The organism is Mycoplasmopsis gallopavonis (genome assembly GCF_900660635.1).
Taxonomy (GTDB): Bacteria; Bacillota_I; Bacilli_A; order Mycoplasmatales; family Metamycoplasmataceae; genus Mycoplasmopsis; species Mycoplasmopsis gallopavonis.
This window is the reverse complement of record NZ_LR215031.1, coordinates 256,920-278,611: the sequence shown is the minus strand read 5'-3', so window position 1 is coordinate 278,611 and position 21,692 is coordinate 256,920. Positions and strand designations below refer to the sequence as shown.

The window sequence follows — 21,692 nt, the reverse complement described above, 5'->3', positions numbered from 1 at the left end:
ATTAATTGACATTTAATTTAATTTCAAATTTCTCTAAAGCTTCTCATGCTGATGGTTGTTGTTCAGATCAAGTAAAGAATTGCTTTGCATTTTGCATTTTTGCTTTATCACCTTTTGCAGTTCTATTATAAGTTAGCCCTAATAAACTAATTTGTTTAGAGTCATAAGTTGCAGGATCTAATCAAGAAAACATTTGGTTTTTATCATTAAATAATTCTGCTAAATATTTAGAGAAATCATATGAACTAGCAAATTCTGAACTGCTTGACTGTAAAATAGCATAATTGATATGTGTATAAGATGCAGGATCATTAGAAGTATCACTAAAAATAAATTTAAGCTTTAAATCATTTGTATTATATGCATCTCTTAGATAACTAAAATAGAATTGTCCTTGTAATAATAAGTTTGTCTTTTTGTTTGGATCTTGGACATCTTCAAGAGGTACATTAATGATAATTGGAATTCACATTTGAATGTTGTCTCTTCTATTATTTGGAGTCAAGCTTGCGTCAACACTTCCCAATCTTCAAAAGACTTTATCACTAGTTTGTCTAAATGTTCTTCCAAGTAAAATGAATTGAGCACCTTCTTTAAACTTCATTTTAACTGACATTTTTTCTGAAGAGTAATTTTTACCATTTTCAATAACATTTTCATCATTTGAATTATTGCTAATTAAATATGGAATGTTTCTTTCGTTCATAATAGCAATTGAGTTAGAGATAAATCCAGATAACATACCATTAGCTAAATTACCTGCGTTAAATCCACCACGCTTAGAATCGAATATTTCTGTGCTAAGAACTTTTGCTTTGTTTGTGAATGATTCTTTTGTAACAAGTAAATATTTAGAAGTATTAAATGTTAAGAAAACATCTTCAAAAGTTGTGTAGTAAGAAGGTAATTTAGTGTAAAGATTTTGCGGATCATTTGTTGGTTTTTCATAAACAAACATTAAATTAATTTGTGATTGTTTATAAGTTGGATCAGCTTGGAAAATATTCTCTACAAAGTTTTGTTGACCATCTTTTTTGTATAAGTAAACTTTAACATTATTAGTATTGTAAATATCTCCAAATTTACCTTTTAAAATTAAGAAATCTTTGAATAAACCTAAAACGGTATCTTCTCCATTAAGTAAAACAGCTTGTTTTCCATTAACTGTTTGAACTTTACCGCTTTGAGCAGCGATAGCATCAACTGCATTTTTAAAGTCCTCAGCTAAAACTGCATGAGAAGCATCAAAATCAACATAGTTGTAAACACTAAGTGTTTCGTTGTTTCTTATTAAATCAGTCTTTTTATTTAATTGTTCTCAACCGAAATCTTGATTAATAGGGTTTTTAAGTCATTCACCTAAGTTATTTGCTTTATTTAAAATTTTTAATAATAAAGAAATAATTGCTTTTGTTGATGGTTTTGGATTAACATCTAATAATTCATTAGTGCTTTCTAAATTTTGAAGAGCATCTTGTCCTTGGAATGAGAAATATTTAGAAATTGTTCCAAAATATTGGTTGTTTTCAGGATTGTTTGCATCATATTGATTATTTGGTGAACCAGCAAGTAATTTAAGCATGTTTCCAAAATCAGCATAATTTTGAATTGTAAATTGATATTTATCTTCAATTGATAAATGATCAGTTTCTGATGAACCATAAACTAAATCGTTGCGTTTTGCAATAAAATCTTGTAGTTTTTGAATTGCTGATTTGAAGTTATCGACAGTTTTAAGATTATCTTTACTTGCATCAAGTTGTGAAAATTCATTTGAAGCAGTTTTTGAAGCATCAATTTTAGTTGTTAAATCAGTTCACCCTAATAAAGTAGCATAATCATAAATTGTTTTTGAAGAATTTGTTGAAGCTTCAAGTTGAGGTTTTCAGACATTAGCACCTTCTTTATAAGTTTGTAAACTACTTGAAGTGTTATTTAAAATTTGTTCATATCTTTGTAACATTAAATTTCTACTTGGTAAGTAGCTAGAAATTAATGTTGCTTTATAGTTATGTTTTTCTTCAGGAGTAAATGTTTTTTGATATTGAGTTTCTGCTTCTGTATATTCTGATTCTAACTTTGTAAGATAAGTAATTCCTAAAAGTTCTGGAACTCCACTATTTTCTTTTAAATAATCAATAAATGGTTTGATTTGATCCATTTTTTCTTTAAGTTTCTTTTTCTCAAATTCAAATAAAGCATTCTCTTGCTCAGTGATTTTCGCTTGAGCTGCTTTGATTTTGCCATTAACTGTTTTAATTGATTCATAATTAGAAATTGTATCTTTAGAATTTCTAAGATCTGTAATTGCAACTTGTTCATAATCAGCTAATTTTGGAGTATCTGAGCTATCTGTATATGTTGAATTTAAGTAGTTGTTTAAATCATTTGCAGAGTTTAAAACTGCATTAGCTTCTTTGATTTTTTGATTTTTAATTGCATTAATTTGTGCTTTAAGAAGTGAATCTAATGATTTTTTATTAATTTCATTATGAGGAATTGTTTCTAAAGCTGTTTTTGAGTCTGCAACAATTTGTTTTAAACGATCATAAAGAGCTTTCATTGCAATACTTTCAGACTGATAATTAGATTGCTCATTTGGTTGATCATTTAAATCTGCAATATTGTATTGTTTTGCTGTTTCAAGAGTTTCAAGTAATGCTTTTGAGTTTTCTAAAGCAACATTAAAGCTAATTTGTTGATCATGACCTGTAAAGTAAGTTGTCACAATTTCTTTATAACCTTGTGTATTAGCAAATTCTGGTTCGTTAGCTTTATTTAAACCTTCATCTAAAATCGCTTGTAATTGAGCTTTTTGTTTTTCAGAAAGTTTAGTTTCAGCATTTAACTCCGCAACTTTGTCTGCATAAGCAACAACTAAATCAATATAATCAATTCTTTCTTCAATTTCTTCTTTTTCTTGGTTAAGTAAAGTGGTGTTGAAAAGTGTGTAATATTTACTTTCTCCTGAGGCAATTGCATTATTTAATAATGTAATTGCTTGGGTAAGTTTCTCGTTTTGTTTATTTGAAACTGCAACAATTTTATCCTTACCTTTTTGAACAGCATCTGCTATTTGTTTATAAGAAGTTAAGACATTATGACCTTTTGCTGCCGCTGATTGAACAGCTAACATTTTATTAATGTTTAACTCTTTAACAATAGAGCTTAATTTGTTTGTATAGAATTTATTAGCTTCTTCTAATAATTTTGAATATTTGGATTCTGTTAATTCAGCTGCATCTTGTTGTTTATAACCAAGTGTTTCTGAATCTTTTGCAATGGCTTCAAATACTTGTTTTCTAGTATCATAAATAATTTCTTCTTTTGAATAGTTTTGATTTAAATTCTTAATTAAAGTATTAATATCATCAATTCTTAAATAATTTTTAGCTGCTGCATTTGGGTTTTTAGGAATAGAAATATTAATTACATCAGCTAATCTGCGTGCATCAAAATCATATCCATAAGTTGGAGAAATTGAGTTATTAACATTTGCAGGGTTAACTAAATTTTGCTTTGTAATTAACTGAGCTTCTGTATCTAAAAGAACAAGTGCTCTTTCAACTAAATAATTAATTTCCTCTAAGTTTGTAGTTGTTAAACTTTTATCTTCTGAATATTTTTCAATTTCTGTTAAGAAAGTTTCAAATTTAGTTTTATTCGCTTCTGGTGTTCCGTGAATAGGTTGGTTATTTGAACCTAATGTTCCTTCAGGATATGTCATTAAATTAAGTTTTTCTCTAGCACTAGCTAAATTAGTCTTAATTTTTGTTGAAACTGTAAATTTCTCAACTAAAGCGTTTAAATCATTTTCTAAATTATTAATGTTTTTTGCTTTTTCTAAACTTGAATAAGCCTCTCTTACTTCGGCGATTTTTGTCTCTATTTCAGCAGCTACTGCTTTTTGAAGTTCAGTTTGCTCTCCTTCTGGTGTTTGAGCAACTAAGTCTTGTGCTTCTTTAACTTTTTGAGCTGCACTTAAAATTGAAGGTAAAGCGTTTTTAAGCTCTTTATTTTTTTGTTCAATATTCGCAATTTCTTCCGCTACTTTTGGTCCATCTTGAACTACTTCTACTTCGGCGTTTAAATCAGCAACAATTTTCTTAATACCTTCTGTTGGATCATCAACTTTAGCATCATGAATTGCACTATCGTATTTAGATTTAAAATCTTCTAAAGTTTCTTGAATTTTTGCTTTTTCTTTTTCTTTAGCTCTTTGAGTACCAACTAATTTATTAATTGCGGTTTGTAAATCTTTATTTTCATTATCAATTTGTTTAGGGCTATCATCTAAAGTAGGGATATTCTTTTCTAAAGCCGCAATTAATTCTGTAGGTTGAGTTGTAGAATTAGGTTTAGAAAATTCAGCAATGGTAGGTAGTGCATCCTTTTGTTTTTCAAGTAAATTATCAATTTTATTTAATTGAGCAATCTTATCTTGAACCAATGCAAGTTTTGAAGGATCGGTTGCATCTCCAACAGCAGAATTAATCTCATCTAATAAAGCGGACATTTTTTCAACAACTTTATCTCTTTCTTGATTTGGAACATCCCCTGATTCATCATCAAAAGTTAAATCTTTAATTTCTTTTAATTTGTCTTGTGAATCTTTTAATTTTTTAGCAAAAAGATCTTTATAGTAAGCTAATTGAATTTTATCTTCAATTGCTTTTAAATCTTCAAAAGTAGTATTTGGATCGTCTTTTGCTGTTTCAAAAGCAGCTTTTAATTGTTTTAATTCTAAATTTTCTGAACCTTCACCTTCTGTATCAATACCATTAGTTTTTTCTTGTGCAAGTAATTCATTAATTTTATTACCAATTCTAGTTTTATCATTATTAAATCTAGTGTTTAATGCATCTTTAGCAACTTGTAAATCACTTCCTAATTTTTTAGCTTCTTGTTCAAGTTGTTTAATACGAGCAAGCGAAGTATTTGGATCTGCTAATTCTTTATTGATATTATCTAATTTTGTTTGAGCAGCTGCATCTAAATCATTGAAAATTGCACGTTTTGGAGTATTTGGATCTTCACCTTCATTATATTGATTATCAATAACTTTTTGAGCATCAACAATTGCGTCTTGTAATCTTTTTTGACTTTCCACTTTATTAACAGCTTCTTCAAGAGCATCAATTTTATTACTAATAGTTTCACTGCTTTCTGGTTTTAAAGGATCAAGAGGTAAATTATCTGTGATTGTATTTTTTAAATTCTCATAAATCACTGGATATTTTTGAGCATCAATTGTCCCTAATTTATCACCAGCTTTTTTAAGAGCATCAAGAAGTGGATTTTGCTTTGCAATATTTTTGGTAGTATTTTCAATTTCTTTTGTTAATTCAACTTTATTTTCAGGATTACTACGAGCTAATTCCACTAACCGATTTCTCTCTTGCTCTATTGCGTGAAGTTTTTCGTTAAGTTTATTATAAGGCTCATTTTTTAATTTTTCAGAATCTGTTTCAGCTAAAGCTTTAATTTTATCAGCTTCAGCGTTTAACTTTGCAAGAGCTAGTTCAAGTTCAATTTCTTCACGTAGCTGGTCTGCTTCTGCTTTTTTAGCTTGATATTCTTCAGCTGAAGTAATATCATCTTGATTAATGTTGTCTAAAAATTCATTAAGTTCAGCAAGTTTTGCTTTTCCTTGGTTAACTTTATCTTGAAGTTCTTGTGGCATATTTGGAACTTCGAACTCTGCTTTATCAATTGTATTTTGTAATTTAGTTCTAGCGTTATCGAAAAAGACTGAATCTTGTGCACTTTCGTTAATTTTTTCTAATTGAGCAATAAGCGGATCTCTCAGTGCTTTTTGTTCTGCTGCACTTAAATTTGGATCAATTGAATCAATTTGTTTTTTAACTTCTTGTGCTTTTGATCAAACAGAATCTTGAATAGTAACATTCACACCTTCTTTTTCCGAAATAGCAACAGCTTTATTTAAATTTTTCTTAATTTTATCTAAAAGCTTTTGAGATTGTAGTTGAGCAGCTTTATCATTAATTTCTTGGATTTTAGCTTGAATTAAAGCTTCTGTTTGATCCATATCTTTACGATATGGATCTCTAAGTTCTCCATTACCTCTAGTAATAAGATCTCTAAGTTCTGCAATATCATCAGCAAGTAAGGCTGACATTTCAGGATCACTATTAATCACTTTAATAGTGTCAACTCCTTCTCTAATTGAGTCTTCTAATTTTCTTGCAGCTTTAGCTCGATTAGCAAGATCCTCTGCTATTGTCTCTTTTTGTTTTAAAAATTCTTCTTTTTCAGGGAAAGTTAAAGTATTGTCGTTTTTAATTCTTTCAACCTCATTTAAAATTTGGTTTAACTGTTTATTAAGCACTTGATGTGAAGAATATTCAGGATCATCGCTATATACTTCTTCAACTTGGGCGATGTAATCTTTAATTTTATCTGAAAGTTCGTGTGAATTTTCTTCAATGTCAACTTGATCGTTAAGTGAAGTTAAATTAGATAATAAACGAAGCATTTGTTCTCTAGTTGCAGCTGAATATGGATCAGAATAAGTTTCTGCTTTATATAAAGTTTCATTTAATTGACTTAATGTTGAAGTTTGTAAAGCTGTGCTAAGTCTTGTTTGTTGAATTAAAGGAATTGAGTTAGCAAGCATTTCTTTAAGAAGTAATCTTAAATTTTCTGCTTCATCATTAAAGATAGTTTCTAACGCTTTTCCTTTTTCGTTATTTCTTCTTGCTTCTTGTAATCTTGTTTTAATTTGTTGAATTTCATTAGCTTGTACTTGATTTGGTTTACCAAATCCTTGTAAAGCTAAAGCACGATTAGTTTGATTAATTAAAACATCTTCAACTAAACTTTCAATGTTTTCATCTGAATTAATGACAGATAAAATATCATCATTAATATTTGCGAGTTGATCTAAAACATCAAATAAATTAGTTTGGTTAGCAGAAGCTAAAACATTCTGAATTTGTGTATTAAAATTAGTAACCTGATCGTTACTTAATAATTTTTCTGTTTGTTTCTCATGAAGATTAGCTTGAATTTGATTGATTAACTCATTAGCATTTTGCACTAAGTTTAAATTAAATAATTCATCAAAATAATTATTAATTTTTGATTCTTTATCACTTGAATCATTAAATTTATCTAGTTTAAAAAGTGTTTTAAGTTGATTATTTGGTAAAGCATTAATTAAATTTTTAAGAGATTCAATCCCTTGATCTAATTGTCCCTCGTTTGCAATTTTGTCAAAAGCTGTGTTTTTAAGTGAATTGATTTGTTCATCAATTTTCTTTAAAATTGGTGCATTTTGTTTTGAGATTAAATTTAAATTATTGTTTGCATATCCTCTTAAACTATTGATTTGTTGTTTAAGTTTTTCTAAATAATCTCTAATTCCCGCAATTGGTTCTAATTTTAAAATTGCATTTTGAGAATCTTGATTAATTGCTTCAATTAAATCTAAATTATGATTCACTGTACGATAATTTTTATTTTTTGCATCTTCAAATTTTTGTCCAAGATCAAGTAAAACATCAGCTGTTGTGACTTCTTGTGCATATTCTTCTAAAATGAAGTTAGCTGCTTTATTAACAAGTGGATTTTTAGAATTAATTGAAGTACTATCTTTATCGTAATAATTTTGTTTAAATTCATAAACTTTAGTTTTAACATTATCACTCAAAATATTTTCTTCTTTTTCAAGAGAATCAACTTTATTTAAAAATTCAGGGACTGAAATTTCGCCTTTTTGTAAAGATGCTTTATAAGTATCAAACTCCCTTCTTAAATCGTTATCACGAACCAAAGGATCAACTAAATTAAAATCATACCCTTGCTTTAAATCGCTCTTAATTCTAAAAATTTCTTGTGCTAATTGACTATTTAAATTCAATTTCACTTGAACTGATGAACGAGGATCTTCAAGAAGTTGATTAGCTAATGTAACTTTTTTATAAAGATCAATTAAATCGTTTTTCTTTAAATTATTACCATTGTTAGCTAAAAAATCATTAACTATTAAAACAACTTTTTCTTGCAATAAATAGTTAACTGTATCTTTTGGGAATTTACGATCTAAATTAACAAATTCAGGTTTTGCGTATTTCTCATCTTCAAGACGAATTGTAAAAGGTAAAGCTGCTACCAATCCAGCTGTTAATAAAGCACCAGTACCTGATGCAATTAAACCTTTTCGTCCTTTTTTGTTTTCTGATCTATTTGAATTTTTATTCATAATAAATGCTCCTTAATACTTTCAAACTTTTCCCTTATTTTTTCTTAAATTAAATTTTCAACGATATATATATATATATAGGAATAAGGCAAGTTTATACTAGCTTATTATATATAAGAAAACATTTTTATATAGAAAATTACATGACCGGTTAAATATGATATTGTGAAAAATATTTTTTTGCAGCTTGGACATAGGCTCAAAAGTTTTGATTTTTATTAAAGTATCCAAAAAATATTTTTGAAAATTACTTTAAAAAAGTTAAAAAATATATATTAAATTTGATTTTTTCTAAAAAAATCTCAATAAATCTTGAAAAATTAAATTTAAAAGAATAATAAATTTATAAAGATGTAAAATATTATTAATATTTTAAAATGATAAGAATTTCATTCAATAATTTAAGGAGAATTTTATGCTAAATAAAGTCAAAGGTACTAAGGATTATGAACCAATTGAGTTTCAAGTTAAACAAATAATTTACGAAACTTTTTGAAGAACTGCTAAAAAATTTGGATATGTAATGATTGAAACTCCAATTCTTGAAAGTTCAAATTTATTTAAAAGAAGTGTTGGTGATGACTCAGATATTGTCAATAAAGAAATGTACGAATTTAAAGATAAGGGCGATCGGGATATTTGTTTAAGACCGGAAGGAACAGCAAGTTTCGTTCGTGCTCTTATTGAAAATAAATGATATGCTAATTATGATAAATTCGCTTATTTTGGTCCAATGTTTCGTTATGAACAACCGCAAAAAGGGCGTTATAGACAATTTTACCAAGCAGGATTTGAATTTGTTGCTGAAAAAAATTATGTAAAAGATGCAGAATTAATTTTTGCAGCATACTTTTTATTACTTGGTCTAAATATTGAATCTAAGTTAATCATTAATTGCATCGGTGATAAAGAAACTAGAAAAAATTACGAAAAAGCTTTAAAAGAATATTTATTACCTTACAAAGACCAATTAAATCAAATTTCACAACAAAGATTAGAAAAAGGTGGTGTTTTAAGAATTTTGGATGATAAAATGGACTCAAAACACAAATTTATTAAAAATGCACCTAAAATTAAAGACTTTCTTTCACCAGAATCAAAAGAATATTTCAAAAAATTAACCGAATATCTTGAAATACTTTGTGTAGATTTTGAAATTAGTAATGAACTTGTTAGAGGTCTTGATTATTATGATGAGATAGTTTTTGAATTTGTATCTACTTCCAAAAACACAGGAAGCCAAGGAACAATTATTGGAGGTGGAAGATACAATAATTTAATTAAAGAACTTGATGGACCAGAATTATCAAGTATCGGTTTTGCTCTTGGTGTTGATCGTTTAATTAGCATTTTTAAAGAAAATATATTGAATGCATATGAAATCGAAAATTCACTCAATAATCATTTAATTTATTTAGCAGCAAGTCATAGTGAAGAAAGTGCTTTATTATTAAACAAATTAGCAAATCTATTTTTAAGATTTGTATTTGATAGTATTAAAGTTGAATTTAAGGTTTTAAAACCTAAAAAAGTTTATGAAAAAGCTAAAAAATATAATGCAGAAATTTTAATTAGCGATGATATTGTTAACGGTACTGAAATGTTAATGGTAAAACACCTACCTACAAACGATAGCATCCATGTAACTAAAACTACTGAATCATTTATTGATATTATTCGTTTCATGGCGGATAAACAAGTTGAAAATGTTGATCCTGATGAAATCGAAGAATTAATAGAAGGAGTCTTTGAAAATGAATAAGACAATTAATAATAATCAACTTAATTTAAAAAATGAAGGTCAAAAAGTCACACTTTATGGTTGAGTAGCCAACAAAAGAAGATTTGGTGAGCTTAATTTTGTCGACCTTAGAGATAAATACGGAATTACTCAATTAGTTTTTAATAAACCAATTAGTTTTTCTAAAGAAAGTGTTCTTGAAGTTCATGGAACAGTTGTTAAAAGAAAAGATTTTAACGACAAAATAGCAACTGGTGAAATTGAAATTATTGTCGATGAATATAAAGTACTTTCAGAAGCTAAAGAATTACCTTTCCAAGTTCGTGATGATATTGAAGTCAAAGAAGAACTTAGATTAAAACATAGATTCTTAGATTTAAGAAGACCTATTATGCAAAAAAATATTGCATTAAGAAATAAAGTAATTTTTGCAATGCGTGAATTTCTTCAAAGTGAAGGATTCTTAGAAGTTGAAACACCAATTTTAACAAAAGCAACACCAGAAGGTGCGAGAGACTTTTTAGTCCCTACAAGAAACTACAATAGTTTCTTTGCTTTACCTCAAAGCCCACAATTATTTAAACAGTTATTAATGGTAGCTGGTTTTGAGAAGTATTATCAAATTGCACGTTGTTTTAGAGATGAAGATTCTAGAAAAGACCGTCAACCTGAATTTACTCAATTAGATATGGAAGTTAGTTTTATGGATGTTGAGATCTTTCAATCTTATATCGAAAAAATGTTTCAACATTTTATGAAAAAAGTTATGAATGTAGAAATTCAAATTCCATTCCAAAGATTAAAATTTGATGACTGTATTAGTAAATATGGTTCAGATAAACCAGATTTAAGATTCGAAAACTTTATTGTAGATATTCCAGAATTTTGTAATGAAACAGATTTTGTAATTATCAAAAATGCTTCAAGTAAAAGACTTTTAAAAATTGAAGAATCAATTACCAAAAAAGAATTTAAAGTTCTTGAAGAAATTGCTAAGAAAAACAAAGTGAAAGCATTATTTTACTTTGTTGTCGAAAATAACGAAATTACAAGTACTAACTTTGCAAACAAAGTTCCTAATGCAGTTGCTAATTTAATGAAACAACAAACTAATCAAAATGGAACTTACTTAATTTGTGCTGATAAATACGAAAATGCTTCACAAGCATTAGGTGCATTAAGAGTTGAACTTAACTCATGATATAAATGAGCAAAAGATGAATATAACTTTTCATGAATCGTTGATTGACCAATGTTTGAGTACGATGAAGAAACAAATTCATGAGCTGCTGCACACCATCCATTTACTCAATTTGATAATAAACTTGAAGATTTAGATAAATTGCCAAAGGAAAAAGTGCGTGCTAAAAGTTATGACTTAGTTCTTAATGGTTATGAATTAGGAAGTGGTTCTGCAAGAATTTACGACCAAAAAGTTCAAAAGAAAATGTTTGAATTGATCGGAATGGATGAAGCTACTCAAAGAAATAAATTCGGATTCTTTCTTGATGCTCTTGAATATGGAGTACCTCCACACTGTGGTATTGGACTTGGAATTGACCGTTTATTAATGATTCTAGCAAATCAAAATACAATTCGTGATGTAATTGCTTTCCCTAAAAATTCAAAAAGTGAGGATGTTTTCACTAATGCTCCAAGCAATGTTGAAGAACATCAACTTGATGAATTATTTATTAAATTAAGTGAAAAGAAATAATCAAGAGAAAATCACCGTAGAAATACGGTGATTTTTTAATAATTCAAATCATTTAAATCTTAAATAAAAAAATAACCACAAAATGTGGTTATAAAACTTAATAATTAGTTTAAGTAATCTTTACGAATTGGAAATTCCTTAGTTAAAGCAAGCACTTCTTTTTTAAGCTCAGATACTTTGTAAAGTGCTTCTTCGGAATTGGATTCTAAGAATGTTAAATTACGTAAAGAATAATCAATAATATTAGCTAATTCTTTTCATTTAGTAAAGTTTCTACTTGTCATAGCAGCTGTTCCTAAACGAATTCCGCTTCCTAAATTTGGACTTAATTTATCAAAAGGAATAGTATTTTTATTAATTGTAATGTTAATTTTTTCTAAGAAATTCTCAGCTTGTTTTCCGTTAATTCCGTATGATTCTAAAACATTAATCATAAAAAGATGATTATCTGTTCCACCACTAATGATTTTGACACCTTTATCAATAAAGTGTTGGCAAAATTCAGCAGAATTAGTTCTGATTTTACGAGCATATTCTTTAAATTGTGGTTGAAGTGCTTCGTAAAAAGCAATCGCTTTTCCTGCAATAGCATGAAAGAGAGGTCCCCCTTGATATCCAGGGAATACTCAACGATTAATTTTAGTTGCTAATTGCTCGTCATTAGTCATAATGATTCCCCCACGACCACCACGAAGTGTTTTATGAGTTGTCGATGTAATAATATCAGCATAACCAACTGGTGATGGGTGTTCACCAGCTACTATTAAACCTGCAATATGTGCAATATCAGCCATTAATTTAGCACCACATTTGTCAGCTATTTCACGAAAGCGTTTAAAATCAATTGTTCGTGAATAAGCTGAATAACCACAAATAATTAAATTTGGTTTTTCAAGCATTGCTTGTTTTTCAATTGCATCATAATCTAATTTATCATCTTCACCAAGTTCATAAGTAATTGAGTCATAAAAAATTCCACTAAAACTAATTTTATACCCGTGAGTTAAATGTCCACCACAGTTAAGTGAAAGTCCCATAATTTTACCACCACTTGAAACAACACTTGCTATTGCCGCTGCATTAGCAACACTCCCTGAATAAGGTTGAACATTAGCGTATTTAACTTGAAAAAGTTCTTTTAAACGATCGATTGCAGCTTGTTCCACAATATCGACATTTTCACAACTTCCGTAGTATCTTTTACCAGGATAACCTTCACCGTATTTATTTGTTAAAACACTCCCTTGTGCTTTTAAAACATCTTCTGAAACATAATTTTCACTAGCAATTAATTCAATATGATCTTCTTGGCGAGTTAGTTCACTGTTAATTGCATCTTGAATAATTTGGTCTTTTAATTTAATTTTTTGATACATTTTTTCCTCGCTTACTCATTAAATTTATCAATTAATAATTGAATGTTGTAATCATCAGCTGTAATTCTTAATGTTAAATTATGGGTTTCTTCTTTTTGATAATCATCAATTTCTTGAATATCAAAAACATGAGCTACCGCCTTAATTTTGTCAAGAACTTGTTTAATACTTTCTTGATAACTTAATTCAAAAGTTAAATCAATTGTTTTTAATGGATTATAGTTAATTTGTTCAAATTTAGCAGCTGTCTTTTGGTTGATTAGTTCTGCCTCAAATTCTAAGTAAAATGCATTAGTATTATCATAAGCAGGATGTATTTTACCAAGTCATCCAACCATTTTATTGTTATAGTGAATTTTAGCCGAAGCATTAGGATGAATATACTCATTATCTTTGAAAGGAGAAAACTCTAAATTAGTTAAACCGGTTAAGTTAATTAAATCTTGTTTAAGTTGATCGAAAGTTTTTGTAGTTGAAGCAAATCCATAAACAATTTTGTTATCATTAATCATTCCTTTTTCAAAGAAATTAATATTGTTGAGTTTTCTTTTTTGATTATATTCAACAATTTTTTGTAATGAAGTTACTATTGAATTACGAATTTCTTCTCTTTCTTTCGAAACAAAAGTCAGTAATTTCACGCTCTTTTCAAAGTTAAAAGGATTTAGTCAATTTTCGCTAGTAGAAACTAGGGTAAAAGTGCGAGCTTCGTTATATCCTAATTTAGAAATCACAAATTTTGAAATATCACGTTTTTGAGTTGCTAAAGTAATATTTTCAATTGGTTCTGGTTTAAAGTTTTTATAAGAATAAAAACGGAAAAGTTCTTCAATAATATCTTCAAAAATATTTACATCATAACGATAATTAGGTACTAAAATATAATCTTCAATAAATTCATAACCTAATTTAGCAAGTTGGCTTTTAGCTTTATCAAAAACACTTAAATCATCAATATTAGAATATTGTTTTAAAGCTTGCTCATTAAACTGAATTTTTTTCTTAGCAAGTTGGTCTTTATTTGCTCTTTGAACTGTATTTGAAACTTCTAAGCCTTGACAGTAACTTCGAATATAATCGGTAGCTAAATTGGCAAGTTCAAATGAAATTCTCCGTGAACCTTGAGTTGCTGCGTTAGAAATTAATTTAATTTCTTTTGAATTATGACGAATCATTTTTGGGTTAAATAAACCAATTTCAAAAACAAAATCAGTTGTTGCTAAATCTGCTTTATGTTTTTCTAATCCCATTACAGATACTAATGAAATAGGACCATTTTCGTCGTAAATTGCTAGTGCATCTTTTACTTCAACTTCTTTATTACCTAATATAGTTAATTTTCCGCTATAAAGTTTTGTTGTTAAATTATCACCTATTTTTGAGCGATCGTAAACATGAGCAGGAACACCAATGTTAATTAAACAAAGGTTTGTTAAATTAACTGCTCAACTAAATTTAGATGAAATTCCATGTTTAGCAAGTAAAAGTTTATCTTCAAAACTTGTTTCTTTATGTCCCTTAACTTCTGTAAAACTTAATAAACTAGCCAAATTCGGATTAGAAGTTAACTTAGTTTGAAAGCTATCAGGAATTTGTTTTAAATCAAATACAAATTCTGTTTCAAAATAACTTGCTAGTTCACGAGCTAAAACATAATATGAATTTGCATCATTTCGATTAGCTGTTACTGAAATTTCAATTAAAAAATCATCAAGTCCTAATTTTGTAATAGGATCATCATGAATACTTGCGAAATCATTTGGCAAGATTAAAAGTTGATTAGCTTCTTCTAAAAGCTCTCAGTTGTATCCAATCTCACTAAAAGCAGCCATCATTCCTTGTGATTTTTCACCTTTTAAAACAACTTCACCAAAAGTTGTTGTCCCTTTTTTAGCACCAATTGGAAAACAAATAGTTAAATTTCCTGGTTTTAAAATTCTATTGTTGGTTTGAATTTGAAAAATTCCATCTTTTGTTTCTAATTTAACAATATCTAAACGATCAGAATTAGGGTTTGGATAAACATCTAAAACTTTTCCAAAAAGTAAACCTTGAACATCTGAAAAAGGTTTAATTTCTTCGACTTCAAGACCAATTTCATTTAATGCAACCTCAACCTCTTGTGGGGTTAATTTTTTGTTTGGTAAAAATTTATTTAAGTGATTTAATGAAAGAATCATCTTAAACTCCTTTCTTAGTTTCCTTGATTAAATTTCAATCAATAGGATTTAAATTTTCTTTTTTAAGATATTTATTAATTGTTTTAAATAGTGGAAATTGATTAAAACTGAGATGAGCACTTAATGGACTAGGATGACTAAGGTTAATTAAATAATGTGGTTGAATTGGTAATTTTTTCACTAACTTTTGAGCAGGTTTTCCAAGAGCAACAACTATCACTTTTGGATTGTTTGTAAGAATTTCTTCCAAAACTTTTAAAGTGAAATTTTGTCATCCAAAAGCTTCATGTGAATGAGCTTTGTTTTGGGAAACTGTTCAAACTGTATTCATTAAAAGTACACCTTGCTTTGCTCAGTTAGTCAAATCATTTGTTTCAATTTTAGTTTTTGGATAATCTCTTTTGAGATTTTTAAAAAGGTTAACCAATGATTTAGGTGTTTTATTTAAATCTTGATAGCGAGCACTAAATGCAAGACCATCAGCTTGATCAATTTGATGATATGGATCTTGACCTAAAATTACAACTTTAGTTTCATTTAATTGAAAATATTCAAAAGGTCGAAACATATCCATTTGGTGAGGAAATACAGTTTCGTTTTGATCTTGTGCTTTTTGTAATGAGCTTAAAATTTGAGTAAAATATGGTTTTGTTCCTTCACTTTGTAAAACTTTTAAAAAACTATCTTTCATTGCTAAATTGCTCCATAATTCTTAGATCATTACGGTATAAATCACGAATATCTGTAAAACCATATTTAATCATTGTAATTCTTTCTATTCCAAGTCCAGCTGCAAAAGCATTTAAGCTTAAATCTGTATAACCTGCTTGTTTTAAAACATTTGGATGAAGCATTCCTGCTCCTAAAATTTCAATTCAACGATTATGGTAGAAAACATCAACTTCAACACTAGGTTCTGTAAAAGGAAAATAACTCGGACGAAGTCTAACTTCCACTTCTTCTTCTAAAACATATGAAAGCAGTGATTTTAAAGTTCAAATTAAATTTGAAAAACTAAGCTTCCCAACTGATACAAAATCAACTTGTGTAAATTGATGTGAGTGAGTTGCATCATCTTCATCATTACGGTAAACTTTCCCAATTGCAAAAATCGAAATAGCTTGATTTGCATTTTCTTCAAGTACTTTGGCTGTAATTCCGGTATTGTGAGTTCTTAATAAAGTTGCAGAATTAATATAAAGTGAATCATGCATCGCACGAGCGGGGTGATCGCTTGGAATATTTAAACGCTCAAAATTATAAAGATCACTAACTATTTCACCTGCTTCTTCTTGGTAATAACCGTGAGCAAAAAATCAATCTTTAAGACGCTCTTCAATTAAAGTGATCGGATTTAAGCTTCCTGGTTTTAAAAATGGACGAGCAACATCTACTTTTTCACTAGCTATTTTTGCTTCAATTTCTAAATTTTTAATACGAGTTTCCGCTTTAGTAAAGAAATCCTCATACTCTTTTTTTAACAATGTAATTTTTTGTCCTAAAAGTTTTTTATCTTCTGGTTTGGCTTTTTTTAATTCTTGTTGTAACTGGAAAAGTTCACCTTCATTAGAAAAAAGTTCTGCTTTTATTTTTTTAAGATCTTCTAATGAATTAATTTGATTTAAATTGAATTTCATTTTTAACTCCTTTTTTTAATTTCATTTCAATATTTAACATAACTTTGCTCGACTGTATTGTTACTTGGTAAATAAAATTGAGAATTAATTAATTCTTTTGGTAAATAAGTTTGCTTAACATAATGAGTTTGAATATTATCGTGCGGGTAAATATAACCTATTCCATCACCTAACTTTTGAGCAGATGCGTAATGAGAATCACGCAAATGTTTTGGAACTTCATAAATTTTACCTTGATCTAAAACTGCTTCGACATTGCTAATTGCTAGATAAGCTGAATTAGATTTCGGTGCCAAAGCAACATCTAAAATAGCGTTAGCAATTGGTAATTTCCCTTCTGGTAAACCTAAACGTTCAAAAGCTTGAATTGCTAGTTGTACCCGAAGAGCAACATTACTAGAAGCTAAACCTACATCTTCATAAGCAGCACAAAGAAGTCTACGGAAAAGACCATCAATGTCACCTGATTTTAAAATTAAAAAACCGTAATAAAGTGCAGCATCAGGATCACTTCCACGAAGTGATTTATGAAATGCAGAAAGATTATTATAATGAGCACTTTGATTTGAATCACTATAAAAATTAATATTAGGAATAATTGTTTTTAAATCAGCTTGTGTAATTGGTTTTGATTTTTCACTAAGAAAAGCAAGCATTTGTAAATTATTAATACTTAGTCTAAAATCACCAGCTGAATAATTTGCAAGCTCAATTAATCTTTCATCTGAAATATTTAAGTCTGGAAAATATTGAATTTGAATATTTCTAAGTCCCGCAACAAGTTCAGCTTCACTTAATTTTTTAAATTGTAAAATTTGCATTCTACTTCTTAACGCAGGATTAACTTTAAAATATGGATTTTCAGTTGTGGTTGCATAAACTATAATTTTGTCAAATTCTAAATATGAAAGCAAAATATCTTGTTTATCTTTGTTTAAACGATGAATTTCGTCAATGATAATAATTTGTTTAGTACTTAAAATTTTAGTTAAATCAGCTTTGGAATCAACACTTGCATTAAAATAACCATATTCCATTTCTAAATCATTAGCAAGTGAAATAGCGGCTGAAGTTTTCCCGATCCCGCTTTCACCAAAGAAAATAAAACTTGTTGTTAATTTATTTTGAGCAACCTTAAAAAGTAATGGTTTAAGGTGGTTTTGTCCAACTAAATCTTTAATTGTTTGAGGTCGAATTTCATTAGCTAAATTCTTATTCATAATATGTTTATTATTATATTATGTTTAAATTAAAAAGTGTGAATTTAATTCTCACTTTAATAAAAATTAGTATTAATAGAAAAACAAACTAATTTCTAAATCTTGAAAATTGAAAATTTCCAAATTTAGCACTCGAAGGTCTTGAATGAAAAAAATAGAGTTTTTTTAATTAATTTTTTGTTTAATTTTTTATAATAATATAAACAATTTATTTAAATAGAAGGAGAAAAAATGAGTCAAAAAAGATTACAAGATGACTTTTATGATTTTGTCAACGCAGAATGATTAGCAACAGCTCAAATTCCTGGTGACAAATCATTAACAGGTGCATTTGAAGAAATGGATCGTGATTTAGAAAAATTACTCAAAGAGTTAATTAGTGATTGAGCAAGTGGTAAAAAAGAAGTCCCGGCAGATGCTAATTTACATAAATTAGTGACAATGTATAAAATGATTGTTGATACTAAAACAAGAGATCAACTTGGTTGAAAACCTGCACAAGAATGATTAAATAAAATTTTAGATTTACAAAGTTTTTCAGAAATCAATGATCGTTTTGTCGAATTTGAATATAAATATAACTTCTTACCATTAGGTTATGGAGTTTCACAAGATTTTGTTAACAACCGTATTAAAGTTCTTTGATTAGGTGAAATTGGTACAATTTTACCTTCAAGAGAAAATTATGATAAACTTGAAAAAGAAAAATTCTTAAGCGTATGAAGAAATATGAATTTCAAACTTGCAACAAGTTTTGGATTAGAAGCTGATTTAGTAAATAAAATGTTAGATCAAGCTTTAGAATTTGATAATTTATTAAAAGATTATGTTCTTACAAGTTTACAAAAAGCAGATTATGTTTCTTTATATCACCCTAAAAAATTAGAATGATTTGAAAATAAATCAAAAGTATTTGATTTAATCAAAATCGCAAAACAACTTGTATCAAATCAAGAAATTGATTTTATTGCAGTTGATAACCCAAGTTTCATTGAAAATTTAGATGTAATTTTTAACGAAAATACTTTTGAAGGATATCGTGCTTTAATGTTCTTTAATAATTTAAGCTTTATTGCTCCTTACATTACAGAGCAAACACGTGCAATTGCTTCAGAATATAAAAATACTCTTTATTCAATTGAAAAAAATAGAGATCTTCAAGATTTTGCTTATGATGTTGTGCAAAGATACTTTTCAATGCCACTTGGAATTTACTATGCAAAAACTTATTTTGGAGAACAAGCAAAAAAAGATGTTGAAAAAATGGTTAATAATATGATCAAAATCTATGATCGTAGATTAGCTGAAAACGATTGATTAAGTCCTGCAACAATTGAAAAAGCAAGACTCAAACTTTCTAAATTAGGAGTTATGGTTGGATACCCTGAAGAAATTCAAGGATACTATGATCAATATCAAATTAAAAGTTATGAACAAGGTGGAACAATTCCAAGTAATATCTTTTCTATTTTAGATGCTTTAACTGCTTATAACTATCAAGAATATTTACAAAAAACTAATGAAAAATTATGATCAATGTCACCAGCCAGAATCAATGCTTACTTCCAACCATTTTTCAATCATATCGTATTTCCTGCTGCTATTTTATCTGCACCTTTTTACGACATTAATCAAGGATCAAGTGCAAATTACGGAGGAATTGGTGCTGTTATTGCACATGAAATTTCACATGCATTTGATAATAATGGTGCACAATTTGATGAAAATGGAAGCTTAAATAGTTGATGAACACCAGAGGATTATCAAGTCTTTAAAGAAAAAACTCAAAAAGCAATTGAATTATTCGATGGAATTGAAACAGAAGTTGGAAAAGTTAATGGACAATTAACGGTATCAGAAAATATTGCTGATATTGGTGGATTCTCTTGTGCATTAGAAGCTGCTAAATTAGAACCTGATTTTGATGTTAAAAAATTCTTTGAAAATTGAGCTCGAATTTGAAAAATCTTAATCAAACCAGAAGCTGCTAAACGTAGATTAGAAAGCGACGTGCATGCACCTGGTAAACAAAGAGCTAATGTTCAATTAAGTAACTGTGATTTATTCTATGAAACATACAATATTCAACCACAAGATAAAATGTATGTCGCACCAGAAAAACGTGTTAAAATTTGATAATAAATAACTTCGAGTAAACATAAACCACATCTTGAAAGATGTGGTTTTATTGTGAATAATTAAGAAAATAAATATAAAAAAAGCATAAGTTAAGTTACTTATGCTTTTTTGATAATTTCATTATTTTGCTTGTTTTGAAATTTCTACTAACATTGAAAATGTTTTTGGTTCGTTAATAGCTAATTCTGAAAGCATTTTACGGTTAATTGTAACGTTAGCACGTTTAAGACCATTAATGAATTTTGAATAGCTTAAACCTTCTGCTCTAGTAGCAGCGTTAATACGAGCGATTCAAAGTTTTCTAAAGTTTCTTTTAACTTGTTTACGGTCTCTAAAAGCATATGTTCAACCTTTAACAACTTGTTGTTTAGCAACTTTGTATCCGATTGATTTGTGTCCAAAGTATCCTTTAGCTAATTTTATTCATTTTTTACGTCTTGCTCTTGTAACTGTTCCACCTTTAACTCTTGCCATATTAATATTCCTTTCATAAAATAAATTGTAGTTTTATCTCTTGTAAAAATAATAATTTAACAAGATTAGATCAATGCTTTAAATCTTTTAAGGTCACTTCTTGACATAAGAGCAGATTTACGTGATTGACGTTTTTGTTTTGTTGATTTGTTTTGTGCTAAGTGTGAACGGAAAGCTTGTTCTCTCATAACTTTACCTGTTCCAGTAACTTTAATACGTTTTTTTAACGCACTTTTAGTTTTCATCTTTGGCATTTAATTCTCCTTCTTTAGTCTCTTGACTTTTTTCTTTTAGATATTTGGTAATTTTTTGTTTATTTGGTTGGAGATTCATATCAAGAAAACGATCATTAACAAGTTTTGGCTCAGTTGCTTTATCAGCAATATCTTCTAATGTAGCAAAGAATTTTTCAAGTGTACCAAGACCTAAGTCTTTTCTACCAATTTCTCTACCTCTTAATTTTAAAGAAACTTTAATACGGTCTCCTTTTAATAAGAATTCACGAGCTTTACGACTTTTTGTAAGAAGGTCATTTTCACCAATCATTGGTGTTAAACGAACTTCACGGTTTTGAACAATAGTTTGTTTTTCTTTAAGTTCTTTTTGTTTCTTCTTACGATCGTATTTAAATTTACCGTAATCAATGATCCGAGCAATAGGTTTAGGTTTAACGCTAATTAAAACTAAATCCTTTCCCTCTGATTTAGCAATTTCAATTGCTTCTTTTGTATATTTAACACCAAGCTTTTCACCATCTGCACTAACTAAAAAAATTTGTTTAAATGGGATGTTGTTGTTAACATAATGTTCTTGTTGTGGTTTCTTTTTGTCTTGCATAAGCCCCTATCCTAATAAATAAAAATAAAGTGGTTAACCACTTCCTCATCTACTAAAAAAGGTATCAGAATTGTTGATACATTAATTGTAGCAAAACCCAAGGCTATTACCATCAGGTGAGAAGTGAAATTCTACTTTCTGCAATTA

At 28.2% G+C, this 21,692-nt stretch carries 12 protein-coding genes; 3 read left to right on the top strand and 9 right to left on the bottom strand.

The window, feature by feature from the left end; genetic code table 4:
- Position 1: 1 nt before the first annotated feature.
- Complete coding sequence (locus EXC53_RS01040; protein WP_119571839.1) at positions 2–8,224, bottom strand: hypothetical protein; 8,223 nt, start codon at positions 8,222–8,224, stop codon at positions 2–4.
- Between the two features lie 415 nt (positions 8,225–8,639).
- On the opposite strand from EXC53_RS01040, the gene hisS reads away from it, so the two are divergent.
- Together hisS and aspS are read left to right on the top strand one after the other, a co-directional pair.
- Complete coding sequence (gene hisS, locus EXC53_RS01035; RefSeq protein WP_119571840.1) at positions 8,640–9,986, top strand: histidine--tRNA ligase; 1,347 nt, start codon at positions 8,640–8,642, stop codon at positions 9,984–9,986.
- Positions 9,979–11,682 carry an aspartate--tRNA ligase gene (gene aspS / locus EXC53_RS01030; RefSeq protein WP_119571841.1) on the top strand — a complete coding sequence of 568 codons (1,704 nt, stop codon included), beginning with the start codon at positions 9,979–9,981 and terminating at the stop codon, positions 11,680–11,682. Before hisS ends, aspS begins: the two co-directional genes overlap by 8 nt.
- A 104-nt stretch (positions 11,683–11,786) precedes the next feature.
- On the opposite strand, the gene glyA is transcribed toward aspS, so the two are convergent.
- Genes glyA through EXC53_RS01005 form a run of 5 tightly spaced genes read right to left on the bottom strand, consistent with a single transcriptional unit; the run spans position 11,787 to position 18,098 of the window.
- A complete protein-coding gene (gene glyA / locus EXC53_RS01025) occupies positions 11,787–13,058 on the bottom strand; it encodes a serine hydroxymethyltransferase (RefSeq protein ID WP_129724559.1) in 1,272 nt (423 codons plus the stop codon).
- A gap of 11 nt (positions 13,059–13,069) precedes the next feature.
- The gene (locus tag EXC53_RS01020) at positions 13,070–15,238 is read right to left on the bottom strand and encodes a phenylalanine--tRNA ligase subunit beta (RefSeq protein ID WP_119571843.1); all 2,169 of its coding nucleotides are present in this window, start codon (positions 15,236–15,238) and stop codon (positions 13,070–13,072) included.
- A gap of 1 nt (position 15,239) precedes the next feature.
- A complete protein-coding gene (locus tag EXC53_RS01015; RefSeq protein WP_119571844.1) occupies positions 15,240–15,929 on the bottom strand; it encodes a uracil-DNA glycosylase in 690 nt (229 codons plus the stop codon).
- Positions 15,919–16,875, bottom strand: a complete 957-nt coding sequence (pheS, locus tag EXC53_RS01010; RefSeq protein WP_119571845.1) for a phenylalanine--tRNA ligase subunit alpha — start codon at positions 16,873–16,875, stop codon at positions 15,919–15,921. The genes EXC53_RS01015 and pheS overlap by 11 nt, the downstream gene beginning before the upstream one ends.
- A gap of 2 nt (positions 16,876–16,877) precedes the next feature.
- Positions 16,878–18,098: a replication-associated recombination protein A gene (locus tag EXC53_RS01005; RefSeq protein WP_408634271.1), complete on the bottom strand. Its 1,221-nt coding sequence runs from the start codon at positions 18,096–18,098 to the stop codon at positions 16,878–16,880.
- A gap of 228 nt (positions 18,099–18,326) precedes the next feature.
- On the opposite strand from EXC53_RS01005, the gene EXC53_RS01000 reads away from it, so the two are divergent.
- Positions 18,327–20,234 (top strand): M13 family metallopeptidase, encoded by a 1,908-nt coding sequence (locus EXC53_RS01000; RefSeq protein ID WP_119571847.1) that lies wholly within the window; start codon positions 18,327–18,329, stop codon positions 20,232–20,234.
- Positions 20,235–20,354: 120 nt separating this feature from the next.
- On the opposite strand, the gene rplT is transcribed toward EXC53_RS01000, so the two are convergent.
- The 3 genes from rplT to infC form a co-directional block, all read right to left on the bottom strand.
- A complete protein-coding gene (rplT, locus tag EXC53_RS00995) occupies positions 20,355–20,708 on the bottom strand; it encodes a 50S ribosomal protein L20 (protein ID WP_119571848.1) in 354 nt (117 codons plus the stop codon).
- Positions 20,709–20,773: 65 nt separating this feature from the next.
- On the bottom strand, positions 20,774–20,962 hold the full coding sequence (rpmI, locus tag EXC53_RS00990) for a 50S ribosomal protein L35 (RefSeq protein WP_119571849.1): 189 nt from the start codon (positions 20,960–20,962) through the stop codon (positions 20,774–20,776).
- Positions 20,943–21,545: a translation initiation factor IF-3 gene (gene infC, locus EXC53_RS00985; protein WP_119571850.1), complete on the bottom strand. Its 603-nt coding sequence runs from the start codon at positions 21,543–21,545 to the stop codon at positions 20,943–20,945. Before infC ends, rpmI begins: the two co-directional genes overlap by 20 nt.
- Positions 21,546–21,692 lie beyond the last annotated feature (147 nt).